Origin of the sequence: Lactobacillus taiwanensis (genome assembly GCF_017894345.1) — a bacterium.
Classification (GTDB): domain Bacteria; phylum Bacillota; class Bacilli; order Lactobacillales; family Lactobacillaceae; genus Lactobacillus; species Lactobacillus taiwanensis.
On sequence record NZ_CP059276.1, the window covers coordinates 563,776 to 585,333 of the forward strand.

At 34.6% G+C, this 21,558-nt stretch carries 12 protein-coding genes and 1 pseudogene; 2 read left to right on the forward strand and 11 right to left on the reverse strand.

Annotated features, from left to right (window positions below; genetic code table 11):
* Window positions 1–12: 12 nt before the first annotated feature.
* The 8 genes from H1A07_RS02700 to H1A07_RS02735 form a co-directional block, all read right to left on the reverse strand.
* A complete protein-coding gene (locus tag H1A07_RS02700; RefSeq protein ID WP_210145280.1) occupies window positions 13–1,341 on the reverse strand; it encodes a C1 family peptidase in 1,329 nt (442 codons plus the stop codon).
* A 25-nt stretch (window positions 1,342–1,366) separates the two neighbouring features.
* Window positions 1,367–3,028, reverse strand: coding sequence for an APC family permease (locus tag H1A07_RS02705; RefSeq protein WP_210145481.1), 1,662 nt, complete (start codon window positions 3,026–3,028; stop codon window positions 1,367–1,369).
* A gap of 71 nt (window positions 3,029–3,099) precedes the next feature.
* A complete protein-coding gene (locus tag H1A07_RS02710; RefSeq protein ID WP_210145281.1) occupies window positions 3,100–4,524 on the reverse strand; it encodes a C69 family dipeptidase in 1,425 nt (474 codons plus the stop codon).
* 40 nt (window positions 4,525–4,564) lie between these two features.
* Window positions 4,565–5,890 carry a C1 family peptidase gene (locus H1A07_RS02715; RefSeq protein ID WP_094499157.1) on the reverse strand — a complete coding sequence of 442 codons (1,326 nt, stop codon included), beginning with the start codon at window positions 5,888–5,890 and terminating at the stop codon, window positions 4,565–4,567.
* Between the two features lie 33 nt (window positions 5,891–5,923).
* Window positions 5,924–7,573, reverse strand: coding sequence for an APC family permease (locus tag H1A07_RS02720; protein ID WP_210145282.1), 1,650 nt, complete (start codon window positions 7,571–7,573; stop codon window positions 5,924–5,926).
* 542 nt (window positions 7,574–8,115) lie between these two features.
* On the reverse strand, window positions 8,116–9,543 hold the full coding sequence (locus H1A07_RS02725) for an amino acid permease (RefSeq protein ID WP_210145283.1): 1,428 nt from the start codon (window positions 9,541–9,543) through the stop codon (window positions 8,116–8,118).
* A gap of 19 nt (window positions 9,544–9,562) precedes the next feature.
* Entirely contained in the window at window positions 9,563–11,401 is a 1,839-nt protein-coding gene (tdc, locus tag H1A07_RS02730) for a tyrosine decarboxylase (protein ID WP_210145284.1), read from the reverse strand.
* Window positions 11,402–11,910: 509 nt separating this feature from the next.
* A complete protein-coding gene (locus tag H1A07_RS02735; protein WP_210145285.1) occupies window positions 11,911–13,299 on the reverse strand; it encodes an APC family permease in 1,389 nt (462 codons plus the stop codon).
* 317 nt (window positions 13,300–13,616) lie between these two features.
* On the opposite strand from H1A07_RS02735, the gene H1A07_RS02740 reads away from it, so the two are divergent.
* Entirely contained in the window at window positions 13,617–15,233 is a 1,617-nt protein-coding gene (locus H1A07_RS02740) for a bifunctional aspartate transaminase/aspartate 4-decarboxylase (protein ID WP_210145286.1), read from the forward strand.
* 25 nt (window positions 15,234–15,258) lie between these two features.
* A complete protein-coding gene (gene aspT, locus H1A07_RS02745) occupies window positions 15,259–16,917 on the forward strand; it encodes an aspartate-alanine antiporter (protein WP_057718846.1) in 1,659 nt (552 codons plus the stop codon).
* A gap of 445 nt (window positions 16,918–17,362) precedes the next feature.
* Here the strand turns inward: aspT and H1A07_RS02750 are convergent.
* The 3 genes and pseudogenes from H1A07_RS02750 to H1A07_RS02760 all read right to left on the reverse strand — a co-directional run bounded on the left by H1A07_RS02750 (window position 17,363) and on the right by H1A07_RS02760 (window position 21,407).
* Window positions 17,363–18,348, reverse strand: a pseudogene (locus H1A07_RS02750) (IS30 family transposase).
* Window positions 18,349–18,722: 374 nt separating this feature from the next.
* On the reverse strand, window positions 18,723–19,571 hold the full coding sequence (locus H1A07_RS02755) for an Rpn family recombination-promoting nuclease/putative transposase (protein ID WP_210145287.1): 849 nt from the start codon (window positions 19,569–19,571) through the stop codon (window positions 18,723–18,725).
* Window positions 19,572–19,757: 186 nt separating this feature from the next.
* Window positions 19,758–21,407, reverse strand: a complete 1,650-nt coding sequence (locus H1A07_RS02760) for an APC family permease (RefSeq protein WP_094496016.1) — start codon at window positions 21,405–21,407, stop codon at window positions 19,758–19,760.
* Window positions 21,408–21,558 lie beyond the last annotated feature (151 nt).

Consider the following 21,558-nt stretch of genomic DNA (forward strand, 5'->3'; position numbering starts at 1 on the left):
ATTAATTAGAAACTAATCAGATAACATGGCTGTCCAATAAGGAAGAGTAATAGGGGTAGTTTCTTGATAGGACTTTAATTCCGTAGCTGATAAATACTTCTTATTTACTACAGTATTATAAGTGTATTGGTCCATCCAAGGATTATCCATAATGAAGTATCCCTTGTGTCCTGGTTTATTGCCCCATGAGTTTTGAACTTTCCACTTAGTTGGCTCATCGTCCTGTAAATCAACACCACAAATTAGCATTGCATGAGTTGGCATGCTTTCACGATATTGAACTCTATTGGCTTTATCTTTACCTAAAGTAATTCCAAATGAACGTTTCCAGTCATAAACACCTAGTGAAAGTAAACCAGCTGGGTTATTCCATTCTTGTAAAACATCGCAGGCAAACCAAACTGGATCGCCATCTTTTAGTTGATTAATAGTCATCCGTCTCATATCATGCATTGGAACATTTAAGTAATGACCATCTTTTCCGCCAATAACGTTATTACATAGGTCAATTGTATAAGTTTGATTAAACTTGTAGCCACCACCAGGTAAATTCATAAGTTCAATGTAATCATTTAAGTTAATATCAGAAAACTTCTTATAAAATTCAAGTGGTGTAATTCTACCAGTTGTGTGGTAGTTATTATTTTTATCACGATATTCATAAGTGAAGTGCTCTGGAGGAGTACCAAAACAAATGCTTAAGATCCGATAGTTTTCTTGATTCATTTGACGGATTACGCTTTTAATTTTAGTGTCGGAAGCTTCATTGTTAACAAGGTCGCGCAACTTCATTGCATCTTTATCCAGTTTTCTGTTGTACATCTGATTAAGCTCAGTTGTATTCCAGGCTGGTGTGGTTTCAGGCATTAAGTCATTAGGAACAAGTCCATATTTTTCAATTAAATTAATTAAGAAATTCCAATCACCACCATCTTCTTGTGGCGTAGCAAGTAAAAACATGACTTCACGATCAGAAAGAGGTTTAGTAGCAGTTTTTACAATGTTGTTATAGAAGTAATTACCACGTTCTAACTTGTCATAGAAGAATAGATAATCAGGAGAGAGCTCCATATCTTTTAAATTATGGTGCTTTTCAATTAAGAAACGAACAAAGTTTAAACCACTAAACATCCAGCAACGGCCGGAATGCTTTTGATTCATTACTTTGTTAGAGTCAACATCAACTGAGAATGCAAAACTGCTATTATCAATAGCACGTTGATTAGTAATGGAATTTTTAATACCATTTTTCATAACTGCATTTTGAGTAACACGGTATCTTTGATTATCAAGAAAATCTGATCTAATAGTTTTTAAATCAGTAGGATTAATTTCTGACATAATATTATCTCTTTTCTAATAAAAATTAATTGTCAGTAGGGGTAAGTTTATTCTCATTAGCTTCTTTGACGAATTTAGCTGCAGCTTGCTCGTCTGGACCATAGTGGCGCTTAATTGGCATACCCATTGGATTTTGATCTTTAGACATAACAGTTGTTGGAACGTTTGATAAAGCCTTTCCAGGTTTCTTAAGTCCTTCAATTTCCCAAGTAAATGGAGCAAATTTGTTGTGTGGATCAACCCATTCGGGGTGCTTCTTTGATAGTTGATACATAATAAAGCAAATAGCTAAAATAAGTGCTACCAAAATACAAATAGTTACAACATAAGTAACAGGGGAGCCAACTTCGGCTTTAACTTGTGCTGGTGGATAGATGGCTAATACAATACCGAATACACTAGAGATTAAACCAAGACCAGCAACAATCCATGCCCCAACTTTGCCACCTGGAACTTTAAATGGACGAGGACGGTTAGGTTGATCGTATCTTAATCTTAAAAATGTGGTGAACATTAAGATGTAGTAGAACATGTAAAGAACTGTGATGGTCTGAGTTAACATAATGACGAAACCTTCAACATTTGGAAGTAATTTAACCAAGTAGGCAATTATCGTCATCCCTGCAATTTGAGTGTACATTAGATGAGCAGGCATTTGATGTTTGTTCTTTTCCTGGAACCACTTTGGCAAAAATCCAGAACCACCAGCTTGTCCTAGCATAAATGAAGGACCAGCCATGTTAGTAATAACACTGGCTAAAACATTACATAATCCAGCCCACACAAGAACCATATATAACCATGGGATTCCAATTGTGGCACCAAGTGTTCTGAATACTGTGTTCAAAGTATAAATAACATTAATCTGCTTTTCTGGAACAACCATTGCAATGATTACAGTACCAACAACGAAGATTAAGAATACTAAGATAATAGAGAAGAACATTGCCGTTGTGAAATCCTTTTCAGGATGTCTTAATTGTTTGATGTGAGCGGCATTCATATCAATACCGGTGTATGAGAAGAATACTCCGGCTGCTAAGGCTAAAGTGCTCATTCCATTCCACTTAGGAATTAATCCTTTTGGTGTCATTGGAATGGCAGGAGCGTGTCCTTGACACAACCAAACAATGGTTAAAATAACCATTAAAGCTAAGGGAATAAAGGTACCGATTAAAACACCATATTTAGCAACACTACTGAATGCTTTAACTCCCTTAGTGGCAACAAAAGTTAGTACCCAATATAAAATAATGAATCCTGTCATGATTAATACTTCATGTTGTGGGTGTTGAGCGAATTGAACTGCTTTATTATACATTGGTGTATAGAACATAATTGTTGCAGCATAACTAGGCATCCCCATCCCAAAGTTAATCATTGTTTGGAACCATAGAATTAATAAACAGGTTAGTGCCCAGCCTTTGCCTAAACCTTCACCAACCCATCGAAAGATACCACCACGATTACTCCAGCCAGATGCTAGTTCGGCAGCTACTAAAGCTGTAGGAATGAAGAAACAAATAGCACCAATAGCGAAATAGGTAACGGAAGCTAAACCATAGAAGGCTTGCTGAACGTCATTACCAATACCGGCAATAATGGTAACGTTCATTAGGGTGAGAGCAAGGATGGAAATATAAATCTGTTTGACAGACTTTTTATCCTTTTCCTTTGCATCTTCCATCATTGTTAACATCTCCTAAATAACATACGTTAAAGAAAAAGCTAGGTGAGAGTCACCTAGCTTTTATTAAATTAATTTTGTAAACGATCAGTATTAATTGAAAAACTTAAACGAGATAAAGTTAATTCACGTTTCACTAAATCTCCTACAGTTTTATGTGTAAGGTCAAGAACCTTTTGTGCATTAGCTGCATTAGCCTTAGTTAGATATTGAGTTAGCTTTTGTCCATTTAACTTTTCAGCTTTCTCATCAGTTACATGGACTAAATGATGAGTAAGTTGATCAGCAGTAGGCAAGAAACCATCTAAGCCACTTAATAGAGATTTCATTTCATTATAGCTTGGTTGAATTAAAGCAGCTACAGTTCTCGATAACCAATAAGCTTCCTCAGGACTATATGCATCAGTTGTATTCTCGTACTGAGGAGCTGTACCATTTGCATTAGCATAAAATGGCACATATGGATTAAAGGCCGTTGGAGCAAAATTAAACCAAGCAATTCCAGCAATTCCAGCTGGTACTTTATTTCGAATTTCTAGAATATGCGATTCTGCACATCTTGCCATAGAAATTGGACGGAATTTAGTTCTGTCATCTTTTGGCGTGTCATCTGCTAAAGGATCATAAATAGTTTCATTGTAATGAGAACTAAGAACATAGCCGACATCTTCACGCTTTAATTTACGATCTGGTTTAAAACTAAAGTCTAAATTGTTGCTAGTAGGTGAGAAAGCAATATGACCCAAGTAGCGTTGACCAAACCAAACGCGTGGAGTGTTGTAGCAACGATCACGTGCATTAGACGTACCAAAAATATGGCGAAAATTAAATTCATTAGGATCAGGGTTAAGGTTATTACTGTCTACAAACTCTCTAATGCCATGAGCCCACATAAAACGACTACTATCATCAAAGTCAATATCTTGAAGTGAGACTTGATTAGCAATTACAGCCGCTTTGTCATCATCAAGTTTTTCGGCAACCCAATAGTGACCGGTTGGAATTTCCATGTACCAAACTTCATCTTTGTCACTAAAGGCAATTCCATTTCCTTCGTGTGAACCATATTTTTCAATTAGTTTACCAAGATATTGGACACCGTCCCGCGCAGAATGAATGAAAGGTAATACAATGCTTAAAAGCGCATCTTCACCAATTCCATTACTTACAAGTGGGTCTAATCCTAAAACTTGTGGATTACCATATAGGCTTTCTGTTGAACTCATGGCTACATTTTCACTATTAATGCCACACTCACCAAATTGACCATGAATTTTGTAATCAACAAAAGGTGCCATTTGATAGCGAAGTGCATTTTCAGGTAGAGGAATATCTAAGCCTGTAACATATGAATGGAAAGTTTGTTTTTCTGATTTGGCAGGAACAACTACAAACTTTACTGGTACATTACAAACTTCGGCATCGCAATTACGAGCAATGATTGTAGAACCGGCAATATTGGCTTTTTTACCAACTATAACAGTGGTACATGCCATATATAATCGTCCTTTCTAAAGACTAAAGAAATAGTATTCTTTAAATTGGGTTCATTGCGTTCCAGTATGGAAGCATTACAGGTTCTTTTTCATATGCAGCAAGTTGCTCATCAGTTAAGTACTTCTTGTTGACAACAGTTTCGTAGGTATATTGTTCCATCCAATCGTTGCCCATAATAAAGTAACCTTTGTGACCTGGCTTAGTGCCCCAAGAGTTTTGAATCTTCCATCTTATTGGCTTGTCATCACGCATGTCAACACCAGAAATAAGCATTGCATGAGTTGGCAAACTTTCACGATATTCAAATCTCTTAGTCTTATCAGTACCTAACTTAATACCAAATGAACGATCCCAGTCGTAAACATTAACATCAAGTAAACCAGCATCTGGAGCCCATTCTTGTAGGACGTCACAACCAAACCATACAGGTTCGTCATCCTTTAATTGTTCAAGAGCAGTCTTTTCCATATCTTTCATTGAAACGTTGAAGTAACGACTTGGTTGACCACCAACCATATTGCCAGAGATTTCAACGCCAAATGGAGTATTGTATGGATAATTTTCACCTGGTAAGTTCATTAGTTCAACATAATCATCAAAGTTGATGTTAACAAACTTCTTGAAGAATTCTATTGGTGTAACTTGACCAGTAGTATGATATTCATTGTTTTCATCACGATATTCGTAGGTGAATTTGTCTGGAGGAGTACCTAATGAAATAGCTAATACACGGTAGTTTTCTGCATTTAAGTGGTGAAGAACACTCTTCATCTTTTCATCAGATGCGTCGCTATTAGCTAAATCACGTAACTTCATAGCGTCTTTTTGTAACTTTCTGTTAAACATACGGTTTAATTCTTGTGAGTTAGCACTAGCAGCAGTTTCTGGGTAGGCTTCCATTGGAACAATACCGTATTTTTCAATTAAGTCTACTAATAGTTGCCAGTCACCACCATCTTGTTGAGGGGTAGTAAGTAACCAGTTAACTAGACGGTCTGATAATGGACGATCAGCTGTGTTAATAATGTTTTGGTAGAAATAATTAGCTTTTTCTAACTTATCATAGAAGTAAACATAGCTTCCTGATAAGTCCATATTTTTTATATGATGATCTTTTTCAATGTGATAGCGAATAAAGTTTAAACCAGAGAAATCCCAGCAACGACCGGATTGTTTTTGATTTAGAACATGATTTGAATCAACATCAATTGAAAATACAAATGGTGCACTATTAATTACACTTTGATTTGTAATTGATTTCTTAATCCCGTTTTTCATTACGGCATTTTGTGTATTACGATACTTTGGTGTATCTAAAAATTCTGATCTAACTTGTTTTAAATCTTCATTATCAATTTGTACCATAATTAATCTCTTTTCTTTAAATCGATAATTTATTTAACTTTTATCAGTTGAAATCTCATTGTTTTCATCTGCTTTAACAACGGCATCAGAAATTTGTTCATTTGGCTTATATGGGCGCTTAATTGGCATACCCATTGGATTTTGATCTTCAGACATAACAGTTGTTGGAACGTTTGATAAAGCCTTTCCAGGTTTCTTAAGTCCTTCAATTTCCCAAGTAAACGGAGCAAATTTATTGTTCGGATTTACCCACTCTGGGTGTTTCTTAGAAAGTTGATATAAGACAAAACAAACGATTAAAACGACAGCGACTAAAGCTAAAATAACAGAAATATAAACTGTTGATGAACCAACTTCTGATTTAACTTGTGCTGGAGGATAGATAGCAAGAACAATCCCGAAAACGGATGAAATTATACCTACTCCTGCGACAAGCCAAGCACCAAAACTACCACCGGGAACTTTAAATGAACGAGGACGGTTAGGTTGGTCATAACGTAAACGCAAGAAAGCTGTAAACATTAAAATGTAATAAAACATGTACAGAACAGTGATTGTTTGAGTAACTAGAATAACAAATCCTTCAACATTTGGAATTAATTTAACTAGATAGGCAACAATCGTCATTCCAGCGATTTGCGTATACATTAAATGTGCAGGCATGTTATGTTTATTGTTTTGTTGGAACCAGTGTGGTAAAAATCCACTTCCTCCAACTTGGCCTAACATAAATGAAGGACCTGCCATATTAGTTACAACCATCGCAATAGTATTGAATAGTAAGGCCCAAACAAGAACCATGTACAACCAAGGCATACCAATTGTTGATCCTAAAACCCTGAATACAGAGTAGAGAGTGTATAAAACATTAATTTGTTTTTCAGGAATAATCATTGCAATGATTACAGTACCAACAACAAAGATTAAGAAAGCAAGAATAATTGAGATAAACATTGCTTTAGTGAAATCTTTTTCAGGATGCTTCAATTGCTTAATGTGAGCGGCGTTAGTGTCAATACCGGTGTATGAGAAGAATACTCCGGCAGCTAATGCTAATGTACTCATTCCATTCCACTTAGGAATTAATCCCTTCGGTGTCATTGGAATAACAGGTTGATGCCCCTGAGCTACCCAAACAATAGCTAAAATAATCATAACGGCTAAAGGAATAAGACTTCCGATAATAACACCGTATTTAGCGATGTTAGAAAAGGCCTTAACACCTTTAGTAGCTAAATAAGTAAGGATCCAATAGAAAATGACCCAACCTGTCATGATCAGCAATTCGTGTTGTGGTGCTTGAGCGAATTTTACAGCCGCATCATAGTTTGGTGTATAAAACATGATAGTTGCTGTAAAGCTTGGCATTCCCATCCCAAAGTTCAAAATTAATTGGAACCACAGGATAAGTAAACAGGTTAGTCCCCAGCCTTTACCTAAACCTTCACCAACCCAGCGGAAAATTCCTCCGCGGTTACTCCAACCAGAAGCTAGTTCAGCCGCAACTAAAGCAGTTGGGATGAAGAAACAAATAGCTCCGATTGCGAAGTACGTTACTGATGCAAGTCCATAGAATGATTGCTGAACATCGTTTGCGATTCCGGCAACTATGGAAACATTCATCATTGTTAGGGCAAGGATAGATATATAGGTTTTTTTCTGTTGAGTTTTATTGTCTTCCATGAAAATACCCACTCCTTCTAAAAAGGCAAAAGAAACTAACTAAAAAGATGGTAGGCTTGTGAATCTCTTTCATTAGCAACATCTGTTATTAATGAAAAAACAGAGTTAACAAAAGATATTAGTTCACATGAGTTTTCATCAAAATAGAAAGTTAATAAAACAAATAGATATTTATATAACGACTTGCAAGTTAAAATAATAATTATCTATTCGTCTCTTAGGTTAGAAGTTAAAAATAAAAAAAGCAAATGAAAAGACTTATAGTGTTATTTAAATAAGTAGCTATAATTATATATACATGCAATTATAAGAAAACATCATCATATTACATCATATATTAATATAGAAGCGGTGTTATAAAATTAAATAAAAGATGAAAAATAACAAGTAATAGATTTTGTAAGCATCAAATTGATACGAAAAAACATACTTCAATTCAAAATAATGTCTTAACTTAATGATAGTATTTTGATATCAAAGTATGTTTTTAATTAACTATTTATATGAGTAAGTAGTATTTTTATTAAAGTATAAAACTAATATTAGTGCTTAGAAGCGTTATTTTCTTTAGCCATTAAATCTTTAACTTCACTTGTCCATGAATCTTTTCTAATCTTAACGAACCAGAATGGTAAAAGTGTTAAGACAATACTGATAATTGCTACAATAATGAAGTTGCTTAAAGTACCAACTGCGAAAGTAGCAATTAAAGCAATGATAATTGTGGCAATCAATACAATAGAAACAATCCATGCAACAAATGTATTTCCGACTTTAAATGGACGCTTTAAGTCAGGCTTTTGCAATCTTAACTTAATAAATCCAATTGCCATAAATACATATACTACACAGTATAGAACTGTCGTAGCATTTACTAATTCTAGAAAGGCAGCGTTGATACCAGGAATTAATAGATATACTAAAGCAAAGAGGGAAATAATCGTAGCTTGAGTAAGGAGAACGGTATGTGAATCACCAAATTTATCTGTCTTCCAGAATTTGAATTTTGGTGGATATAACCCCTTTTGTGCACTTGAAATAATAGTTTTTCCGGGTCCGGATGCCCATGCAGACAATTGAACACTTACCCCAATGAAGACTAGAATACTAAAGATATTAGCAATCCAAGATGGTAAGCCCAAAATTTTATCAAAAACAATAACTGGTTGAACGATATTGTTTAAGTCAATTTGTGAAGATGGAACTACCGCACTTTCTAGAAATCCATTTACGGTATTTAATAAGAACATGAATACTAAAGTTACCAAAACACCAATTGGGTAGTAAGATACTTTTTTAATTCTAGTAATGTAGACTGAAGACATTTCAATTCCCGTAAAAATAAAGATTATAGGGGAGAAGAATTGAAGTGATTTCATATCAGTTGGATCAGGAATTAATTTAGAGGCATTAAAATGTCCTAAAATAGAAGCTGGTTGAATGCCATTTTTGATTACAGCGCAAATACCAAGAATAGTCATTACAGCTAATGGAATATAGATTCCTAGCCAAGCACCGATTTGTCCAGTAATCTTAGCCATGTCGAATTTCATATTCAAAAATGTAATAATCCAATACACTACTAAAATAACGATAAGAGTAAATATGTTATTAGTGCCTAGTTTATCTTGATTAATAGCCGTTGCTAATAATGGAGGTAGTGCGGAAGCAACCATAACCATTCCAGGGAACATTTGTACCCAAAGAAGCCAAGAGGTTGCAAATCCGAAGCTTGGACCTAATGAATTATTAACCCAAAGCTCAGGACCACCTTTTTCAGGGAAAGTACTACCAAATTCACCGGATATTAAACAAATAGGTAAAGCGAATAGAAATGTAGCTACCCCCATGTAGAAGAACATTGTCCAGCCACTACCGGCAACATCAGGAATATTACGGATACTTGCGGCTAATGCCACCGTCATCCCAATGAAGGTCCCTAGACCTACTTTTGAAGTTTGAGTTTTCATAACCTATACTTCCTTTAGATTAAAGAATTTCGTTTAATTTCTTCTCCATAGATTTAGCTATTCCCTTTGAATAGAAGTCAAATAGCTTATTGTCATTTAGATAAGGAGTCATAATAGCGGCACGTAACAAGGTTACAGAACCAACTTTGTTCCATTCATCTTTGGTAAAGCCCATCTTTTCGATAAATGGAACTGGTGAATCGCCATATGTATCTTTTCTAAAGATAGTGTGGGAGGTAAGGAATCTATTTGAGTAAACGTGACTATCGTACATTGATGAGAAGTCAAACATTTTTTCGTTTAATTCGTTTGTCTTTTCTAGACTAGTTTCACCATTAATCTTTAATACCCAATCAACCATGTTAAAGTCAGGGTTATCTAGTGGATAAACATCAACTTCTTTGCCTTTTACATTAAACTTCAATTTCTTTAAGAAGTTTCTGAATCTTTGAGCAGCTTCAATAGATGATCCAACTAAACGTCCATATCCTGTTACATTCAATGGAAGAGTACGATGTGCAGCCCAAACGGCAGCTGCAGTAGCACCAGCTTTCGATCCACCGATAATGTATGAACCTAACATGTCAGGTGCAGAAGCTGTCTTCTTTTCAAATACATATGGAGCAAAGTAAGAAATAACGTTACGCATAGCTTGATACTTAATGGCGATACCACCTGCTGAATATGGAACATAACCCATCTTGTGTGGATCAACTGTTACTGATTCAGCCTCTTCAATAGCCTTAAAACCACGGTAAACATGTTCAGAAATTCTAACTGGGTAATTGAATACATGGTGTTTCTTTAAGAGATCAGCTAATTGATCGTATTCTACAAAGTTTCCATTTTCATCCTTGAATAATGCACGACCATAACCACCGTAAGCAGCATCAACGTGAAGATAGAAGTAAACGCCTTGTTTTTCCATTTCTTTGCGGAACTTAACGATACGATCTACTTCATCAACTTGTCCTTCTTCAGTAGTACCGACAACAGCTACAACGCCTAAGATTGGAATCTTCTTTGCAGCAAGATCCTTAATAGTGCTTTCTAACTTGTCAATATCCATTCTGAAGTCGCTCTTTACAGGAATTTGAATCATTTGATCCAAGCCAACTCCAGAAATATCTAAGGCCTTCAACCAAGAATAGTGCTTAGTGTAAGGAACAATGAACTTACCTAATTTTTGAATGTTTTTACCACTACGTGAAGAGTGGGCTTTAACTTCATCAATTTGTTCAGGTGTAAGGGTAGCAAGGATCTTCAAAACGTCTTCAACTGACATGTTGAGCAATTCCCATTCGCTCTTACCCTTTACTTTATCTGGAACAACTTCTTTGAAAGCTAAAGGCATAGATTTAAATTGACGAGCGTACCATAAACCTTCAAGGTTAGCCATTGAACCATCATGAGTAATGTGACCCCAGCCATGCTTATAATCAAAAAGCTTAGCGAAGTCTTCGCCAACTTCTGCTTCCATTTTTGAAGTAGCCATAGAAGATTCAAGAGCTACGTTGTTGCTATTCCACAACATTGCATAGCAGTACGCTAGCATTGATGGCATTAGAGTATCTGAATTCATCTGTCCCCAATAGCGACCAGCCGACATCCATGGAATTGTACCTGGACGTAATCTCTGATCTAATTCTGTGAGAACTTCATGCTGACGACGTAAAGAATCTTGATATTCTTTTTTAGTCTCGTCGCTATCTGTGATAGCAGGGATATCAGAAGGAATATAATTCTTTCTCCATCCTAAGTGGTTTTGTACCAATCTAGTCAATTCGTCAAGATAGGTAGACCCATTTTCTGATTTGTCACCAATGAATAGTGATTTATAATTTATATCTTCACTCATTTTAGTAATCCTCCTTTTAAAATAAGTGGCGTTTATTAAATAACGCTGTATTAACCTGACACCTTTTAGCATAATAAAAAAAAAAAACAAGTATAACGACTTAAGCGGATACAAAACGTTGATATGACGGGCTTTAAATAACAATTAAAAACTATATTTAAAATAGAAAACACTATATAAATAAAATTATTGATATTATTTTATATGCGATAAATTAAGAGACTCTAGGAACAATATAAGGGGGCAGGAGAGGATTATTTGTATAGTACGTATGGGTTATTCGAAAAGACTAATTAAAGAAAAAATAGAGTGAATTATAGCCCTTTAGAGACTGCTTAGTGAGAGAGGAGCAATAGAAAAGCACCTCATAGTTATTAGCTGCTGAACTAATAACTATGAGGTGTTTTTCTATTGGATGATTTCTATACAATTATAAAAATAGCGCCCTAATTATCTTGAGATTAGGGCGCTATTTACTTTAAAAGTATGTCTATAATTTAAATTGTAGATTATTTATTATCTGGTTTTTGATTATGTTTGTTTAGCTCGGGATGATTCTTTATCTCGCGAATAGCTGTTGGGATACCACCGATTTTTGCTAATCTCCTCTTACCTAAGAAGAAGTAAAGAATGGCCGTCACTGCAGCAACGACAATTGATAGTAACATAGTTTCCCATGTGAAATTAAATACCAAATAGCAAGCGACTAGTAATGCTAAGATTGGGATAGTATCTCCACCAGGAAGTTTGAAACCATGGTTTGGATATTGATCCGTATGCTTAAACTTAATAACTGCAAAAATTGATGGTACGTATTGAACAAAGGAAGCCAATACTATACAGCCTACCAAGAATAAGTAAGATTGAGTAATTAAAAGCAGTGTTACGGCTGCAGTCAAAATTATACCTACCCATGGTGCATCGAACTTGTTTTTCTTTCCTACCCAGTCTGGTAATAGGTGGTGTTCAAGTGACAATGAAGCAATTAGAGCAGGCGTATTAAAGGAACACGTAAATGCCACGCCAAAGATACTCAACAATACTCCAACAATTACTACAATATATCCCCATTCACCTACGGCTGCTTTAAAAGCATTTGCAATTGGAATTGTATACCAAGACATTTTATGACCTAAAATACCAATTGCGATTAATAGCATTAAAGTATACAAAATCGTTACACTAATCATTACGGCAATAAGTGCACGTGGAATATTTTTAGCTGGATCTTTCATTTGTGAAGCAGCAATTGGAATAAATGAGAAGCCACTAAATAAATAAAAGACAACACTGAAGGCAGCCCCAAAATGGTGAAGGAAAGGACCAACACCCTGTGCAGCGGCTGCAGGCATCACTGGATGAAAGTTAACGAAATGCATAAAAAATACGCCAACAACAATGAAAAGAATAATTGTTGATAATTTGGCAATTGAAGAAGTATTATCAATTATTTTAACTAAGGAACGACCAAAGAAATTAATAATTGAAAATAATATAATCAATCCTATTCCAACTGCAAAATAAATCGAGCTTTGATTAAATGCGGGAATAAAACTTTTAAGTGTTGTTAAGAATGCAACTACTTCTGCTGCATAGGTACAACAACCTAAGAACCATGTAAAGACACCAAGTTCATATCCTGCAAATCTACCAAATGCATTATAAGAATATAGCCATGCAGCCCCAGAGCCAGTAAACCGACTAGCTAAGTCTGCATAACATAGTGCAATTAATCCTACTGTTAGCGCAGCAGAAAGTAAGACAATAACACTAAGCAGATTCATGTCTTTATAAATAGATTGAGGAAGCAAGAACGCCCCTGAACCTATAATTCCGTTAATTCCTAAAAAGTAGATGGACATAAATGTTAACTTTTTAGGAACATTTTTTTTAGCCATAGTACTTACCACCTTTTAAATTATTCGTATTACATATTTACTCTCACGTCCAACATAACAATAGTAACTAAAAAAAACAAATTTTTAGTACCTTATAATGTAGTAAAAAAACGTCCTAAAAAACCACTGTAATTTTTTAGGACGTTTTTCTTTTTCATTAGAAAGGATTTTGTTTCGGTTAAAAGATCCTTACATATGAATTATTTGTATATGCCAAGTCTAATATATTGCATTTTTTTTTTTTTTATTATACTAAAGGCGAAAAGTAAAAAAGGCGTTATTTAATAACCTTTATTGTTTTTGAAAAGGAGAGAATTATGGATAGTTTTAGTAACCAAGAAGAGAAAAAACTGGAAAAATTGGGAGCTTTTGAAATAAGTAGAAAGATGCTGGCATTAGCTCAAAAGAATAAACAAAGTAATATTTTCTTAAATGCTGGTCGAGGAAATCCAAATTGGATACAAACTATTTCTCGTTTGGCATTTGCACGATTAGTACAATTTGGTGTATATGATTCAAAGCAAACCATTGATAATGGCATAATGGCTGGTTATATGCCAACAGAAGGAATTAGGGAAAGATTATTTGCATTTTTAGATCCAGATAAAAATGAAGAAGATCAATTCCTAATTGATGCCGTAAATTATTGTCACGATACTTTGAAGCTAGATCGTGATGATGTTGTAGCTGAATGGGTAAACGGAGTAATTGGAAATGATTATCCAGTTCCTGACAGATGTCTGAAGAATACGCAAGTGATAATTAATCATTATCTTCAAGGTCTATCATATGAAGGCGTAGATTTGGAGAATGAAACGCAACTATTTCCAACTGAGGGTGCCACTGCAGCAATTGTTTATGCATTTCATTCTTTATCAGAAAATCATTTGTTGAATAAAGGAGATAAAATTGCTATTAATACTCCAATTTTTACTCCATATTTGAGAATCCCTGAATTGAATGATTATGACTTAGTCGAAGTAGACTTGCATTCATATGAAAAGAACAACTGGGAAATTAATCCAAAAGAAATTGAAAAATTAGCAGATCCATCAGTAAAAGCATTCATTGTGGTTAATCCAACCAATCCTACTTCAAAAGAATTTGATGAAACTGCTTTAACTGCGATTAAACAAGCTACTACTAAGAATCCGGATCTAATGATTATTAGTGATGAAGTATATGGTGCTTTTGTTCCTCACTTTAAGAGTATTTACAGTGTTGTTCCATACAATACCATGTTAGTTTACTCATATTCGAAATTATATGGTTGTACAGGTTGGAGACTAGGAGTTATTGGATTAAACGATGAAAACGTCTTTGATCATAATATTTCTAAGTTAGATGCTGCAGATAAAGCTGAATTAAATAAACGTTATGGCAGCAATGTCTTAGATCCTGCGAAGATGAAATTCATTGACCGTTTAGTAGCTGATAGTAGATCAATCGGTTTATATCACACAGCTGGGTTGTCAACTCCACAACAAATTATGGAAAGCCTATTCTCCTTAAGACATATGTTAACGACTACAAATGGTGGAACTAGTGATCCATATATTGAAATTGCTAGAAAATTAGTTGATAAAAGATACCAAGATTTGCATAAAGCTATGGGTGCTCCAGAAGATAACACGGATACTAATACTCACTATTATTCATTAATTGACGTATATAGATTAGCTGAAAAGACTTATGGAAAAGAATTTAGAGATTACTTAGCTGATGATTTCCAACAAGTTGACTTCCTATTGAGATTAGCTGAAAAGAATGGTGTTGTCTTAGTTGATGGTGTTGGTTTTGGAGCAAAACCAGGTGAGTTAAGAGTATCTCAAGCCAACTTGCCAACTAATGACTACGCAGTAATTGGTAAACAAGTATTAGATGTGTTGAAAGATTACTATAAAGAATTTGAAGATAAAAACAGTAAGAAGTAAAAGAGGTAGATGAGAAAAAATGAATGTGTGGCATTCAATATGTAAATTTGTATTAACAAATCCATCAGTAGCTATCTTTCTTACCTTAGGACTAGGTTATCTACTTGGTAGGTTTCATATTAAGAGCTTTAAACTTGGTGCTACTGTCGGAGTTTTGTTGGTAGGCTTAGTTATTGGCCAAATGGGCAAGTTTCAAATTGCTCCAGTTGTTAAAAACTTATTCTTTGACCTCTTTATCTTTACGATTGGATATGAAGTCGGACCAGTATTTATTAATAGTTTTAAGAAAAAAGGTATTAAGTTTATTATCCAAAGCGTTATCTTTTCAGTAATTGCTTTTGGAGTCGCTTTTGGTTTCTTTAAAGTATTTCATGTTAAATTTGGTGAAGCGGGTGGTATTATTGCTGGCGCTTTAACTCAATCAGCATGTATTGGAACAGCTAATTCTGCAATTGAAGCCTTACATATATCTTCTGCGGCTAAACAAGCAGCTATGTCTCAAGTTGCAATTGCGTATGCGTTGACCTATGTGTTTGGTACTGTTGGAGTTTTGATCTTTTTAAAGAATATTGCTCCTGCAATTCTTCACGTTAACTTGAAAGAAGCTACTAAGAAATATATTGAGACGAACCATATTAAGTCGCAAACACAAGGTGTTAAGCTTTCTTCTAATATTCGAATCAGAGCGTTTGAAATTACAAAAGATTCTGAGTTAGTTGGAAAAAGCGTTCAAGCTTTTGATCAGGCTAATGATGGTCTAGTTATTGAAGAGATTTATAGAAATAAGCAACCTTTAACTAGCTCTAAAATCATTTTAAAGCCAACTGATGTAATAATTGTTGTTGGTAATATAAAGAGTTTTGCTTCATTTAGTAACTCTCACACTGCACTTAAAGAAATTGATGTAAATAATTATCCTATTCAATTAAAGAAAGCCACTGTACTACTAACTAAAGAATATTCATATAATACTTTAGAAAAATTCCTAGCTAATGGTGTTTTAATTGATAGTGCACAACATGATGGTAAAAATATAGAGGATTATACCAAGTTAACTACAGGTGACCACGTAACACTTGTTGGTCCAGCAAATTATCTTAAAAACAATATTAAACTTATTGGATATGTTAAAGCCGCTGGAACTAAGACTGATGTAAGCTTTATGTCAATTGGTATTTTCTTAGGTATCTTATTAGGTGCCATTGTTATTACAATTCATAAAATTCCTTTGACTCTTGGTGGAGGCGGAGGTGCCTTATTTGCTGGTCTATATTTTGGTTGGCTCCAAGAAAGACATCCAAATACAGGAGTTATTCCGCCTTCAACAGCCTGGTTATTAAAGAGTTTAGGCTTGAACCTATTTATTGGTGTTGTAGGTCTTGAAGCTGGTAGCGGATTTGTTACTGCTTTAAAGGAAATGGGTTGGTTAGTATTTGTAATTGGGGTATTTGTATCAATTTTACCTCACTTCTTTACTTTACTTATTAGTAAATTCCTTTTAAAGATGGACATTGTTGATAATATTGGGTCACTTTGTGGCTCAGGAACTATTACTGCGGCTTTGAATGCTGTAAATGCAGAAACTGACTCTACTGTTTTTGCATTAAGTTATACACCAACTTATGCCTTAGGAAATATCTTCTTGACAGTTATGGCTCCTTTAGTTGTAGCCTTATTAGCATAAAGTTGATTGATAAGAAATTAGAACAAGAAAAATATTTGATATCGTCTAAAGTAAGGAGGTGATGAATTTTTTATAATTTTAACCATAGTTACTATTTTTTGAAAATACCTGACTCTTAAAATCCCTATATGATAAATAGGGTAAAAGTAGCAAAAGATATTATCATTTGTTGCTTACATATTTAATCTCAGAGATCTATTTACTTATAATGAAATAGATATGTAAATTGATTTTCTATAGAGTTCATACGCTTTAAGCATGTTTATTCTTGATGATTCAGCTGTAAAGCCGTCTTCCGTATCATTTAAGAGTATTTAATTCAGTGGGTATGGACTTTTAGAGAAAATCAAAAAATGAAATAACCCCAAATTCTTTTTTCGAATTTGGGGTTATTTTGTATAAATCATTTTTTCGCAAATTGCAATAATAAATTGAATACTTTTAGTTAAGCTGCTTGATAGATTAGATCTAATTCTCTTTCAAAGATTTCATTTGGTGTATGATAGGCCAGTATCTTTCTTGGCAAAGAATTGCACCAGGTTTCAATATCAATGATGTCTTGTAAAGAATAGTTAGCTATTGCTTTTCCTTTAGGAATGAATCTGCGAATGAGTCCATTATGTCTTTCAACGGTTCCTTTGTCACAAGACGTATAAGGATGAGCATAGTAAACTAAAGTATTTGATACGTCTTCTAAGTTTGAAAGATCTGCAAACTCTGAGCCATTATCAGTGGTAATAGTTTTGAAAATATCATTCCGGTGTTCGCTGGGAGTTCTTTAAAGGCCTGCATGACACTGACAGAGGTCTTGTCGGGAATACGAAGAATTAAAAACTCACGACTCATACCCTCAGATAAGGTTAGCAGTATCTCATCATCTTTAGTTTTATGTCCGAGAACCAAATTGCATTTCCAATGACCGAATTCATTACGTTTATTGATCTCTTTAGGACGTTCTTCAATGCTTCTGCCAAGTTTTTTCTTATTTTTGCGAATACGATGAAGCTTGGTATTGCGTTTAAGCTTCTCAGGCAAGTCGTAATTATGTATATCTAATAGACCTTGGTCGACATAATTGTAAAGAGTTTTGGTGCAGACAACATCTCTGCTGCTAAATGAGCCAACAGCAGTGGCACATTACTGCACATATCAAGCGACCAGCCGTCTTCGAAGAAATGTTTGTGGACATAGTGAATGAATTGAGTTTTCTTGAGAAAGTCTGATTTGCGCCCACAATTTTTACGATGAGCTTGATATACATCATGGCCTTGAAAGGCCTTATATCTTTTGACTTTGCCATGACACAGTTCTACTGTGCCACGCTTAACCTTATAGCTAATAGTAGAAGGAGAACAGTTTAATTCACGGGCGATGGCACTCAAAGAATAGCCATCTAACGTGCTGGTTCATGGTAGAATGTAAAGAGTCCATTTTGACCTCCAATAGAAAGTTTTTGTGGTTATTAACATTCTATCAAACAGGTTCGAATGGACTTTTTATTTTTCTAAAGTGTTCAATTTAATTTTACAATCGGCGAAAAATTTACGATAAATAATATTTACATGATTTTCTTTAAGAGCATATAAAATATGTCTATCTTCTACTGGCCTATCTGTAACAACATAGTCGAGACAATCAAGACTGCAAAGTTTTACAAAGTTATGATGATTTGAAAATTTAGTATGATCCAAAAGGGGCAATGACAATATCTGAATTATTGATCATTGTTCTTTTTTATTTGTGTTTGAGTGGTATCAGCCATGTGAAGATGATGCCCATCTATTGTACTGGAAGAAATAAATGTATTAATTTTTAGGTGAGTTATACATAGCAACAATTTTTTCTAATTTTTCATTAGGAATTATCTTTAAATTTCTAATAAATTCTGTAGCTTGCTCTAGAGTACTGCCATTATCCATTTGATTTTCAAGAATAACTTTAGCTACATCGATTTTCCCTTGCTCATATCCAGCTTTTCCAGCAGCCTGTTCACGTTCTAGCATTCTTGTTTCATAAAGCATAATCTTTTCCCTCGTTTCTGGATCTTCATTGATTTCTTTAATTCTTCTTTGCGCATAATCAAAATGTTTATTTAATTTAACTGGTTCATTATTCATCAGTTTAGCTAATGCTTTTAAATCTTCGCTTTGTCCTTTAGCTGAAACTTGTGAATTAATAATAATCTTTGTCACGCCATCCTGCAATTGTTTCGACTTATCTTGATCAGAGTAAGTGTGATAAGACTCATAAAATTTATCGTCTTTCTTAGGTTTGAAATTGCAGAGAAAAATAATATAGGCATCTTTCAAATTTCGATAGGTTTTTCCTTTATTTAAAGTATAACGTAAATCAAGTCTGGAAAGGTAGTAACGCATTCGTCTACCAATATCGTCCTGATCCGTTGTTTGCATTTCGATATTAAACACTCGTCCTTCATGGTCTGTGACTAGTACATCAAGTCTAACTTCTTTAGCTTCGTTCTTGCGCTTAAGATTATTAATCTCGACCTGCTTGTCTAACCAATCGATTTTTTTAATTTTCAAATCTGGAATGATGATTTCTAGCAAATACTTGCAGAATTCTTTGTTTTCCATCACCATCCCAAAGACCTTATCTTCCGTGAACCCAAACCAGGGCTCGATTTTCTTTACCATATGAGTAAGTCCTCTCTAAAGATATTTGAGGGGTCATCCCATATGTTTATTACGCAAAGTGGAGGGATTTTTTATAATTAATTTGTAGAATTTATTCGAGAAAAAAAGCATATTCCAATATAAAATCAGAATATACTTTTTCACTCTAATTAATAATGTACTTTAACAAATGATTATTATTGGCTTTTAATCTTCTTCAGCCTTAAAACCGTTGGCTAGGTTAGGTTTTCTTCTACCAATTAGCCAAACAATCAGCAGACTAAGTATACCTTCAACAGCAATGTAGATTCCACGTCCAGATAAGTGTTTTAATCCTCCTAGGTAAATTCCGAAGATAATTGAGCCCATAATGATTGCAATCATTGAAATCCATTGAACCTTATCAAAAGCAATACCATATTCAATTTCTCGGTGTCTGATTCCAGGTAGAATTGCTCCTAAACCAATCAAGACGATTACAGCAACAATATTAATAATTAATTCATACCACCAAATATTGCTTCCTTCCGGTACATCTTGTGGCGTGATTCCCATGATCGTGGCTATAGCAGTAACAAGAAGGAGCGTTAGCCCAACAGCATAGGCAATTTTGTCGTTTTTAATAAAGACATATTTTGAAGGAAACTTTTTCGAATCTTTTCTGATCCGCATAAATGAGTAGAAGATCCAGCAGGTAACACCTGGTGAAACAATTGCGTTTAAGTTAAGTAACCAGTTAAAAATATCGTTCATGTTAGGCAAAAAGATACCTAAAATCATAATGAATGATGACAAAGCTACAGTTAATATATACCCGTTAATTGGTAAACCATTCTTATCCTTTTTTCTAAGGAACTTAGGCATATAGCGACTACCAGTATCAGAAATTAACATTCTAGTCATTGCATCAAGTAAAACTGCTAGCAATGCACAGTTAAAGAAGAAAGATGTCCAAGCCCAGAAGTAGAGAAGAAAATTGCCCCAACCATATTGGTGGCCAATCATCTTAAAGGCATAGTAAGCACCGTTCATTTTTAAGTCGTTAGGCAAGTGGTTTGCGTTAAAGTAAATTCCTAAGGCGAATGATCCAAATATTGTTAAGAATGCTGTCATTGCTGCTAAAGCAATCATCGCTTTAGGAAAGTCATATTGTGGCTTCTTCATTTTAGTTACATAAGGCGCAACTAATTCGGCACCATTCATTGCATAGATTAGCATTGCAATTGTTGAGAAGTAGTGCCAGTCAAATTTAGGAAAGATATCTCTCCAAGTGAAATTGGTGGTGGCCATATGACCACCTGATTTTGCTAAGCCGACAAAGGCAAGGACAACAAAAAGAATGGTCATAATAACCATTAGTCCACCACCAATGGTTGACAAGAACTCCATTGAATTTGAAAAATGGTGTTCAACAATGATGAAGACAATAAAAGTTACAAAGGTTAGGAGGGCAAATAAAGAGTTGGGAATTTGATCCTGAAACTTTTCTGATCCAGTAAGAGCCCAACCTAAGTCAACAATAACTTCATTAGCTGAATCAACAGCATAAGGAATTGAAGCTGCCCAATAAGTCCAAGCAGTGAAATATCCCAAGAATTCGCCATCAGTTCCACGTACCCATGAAGAAAGTCCTCCGCCTTCAGTACTAAAAACTGATCCTAATTGTCCCACCATTAAGGAATAGGGAATAACATAAAACAGAACCATAACGATCCATGAGAAAATAACCGCCATTCCTTGGTTTTGGAAATTGTACATTATGTCATCTAAACCGATAACAGTACAGAGTGCCATCAAAAATAAAGTTTGCCAAGAAATAAATTTCTTGTCAGGGTTTAAATCTTTTAATTCATCCATGTTTAAAATTTCTCTCTTTTCTACTAGTAAAATTGTATACAGCGATTTTACTAGAAAAGACTAGGCGATTTATTCTTAAATTTTATATTCATAAATTGCTACTTTTCCTCTTAATATTAATATCCTTAACTATTTTAATAATTATGAAGGT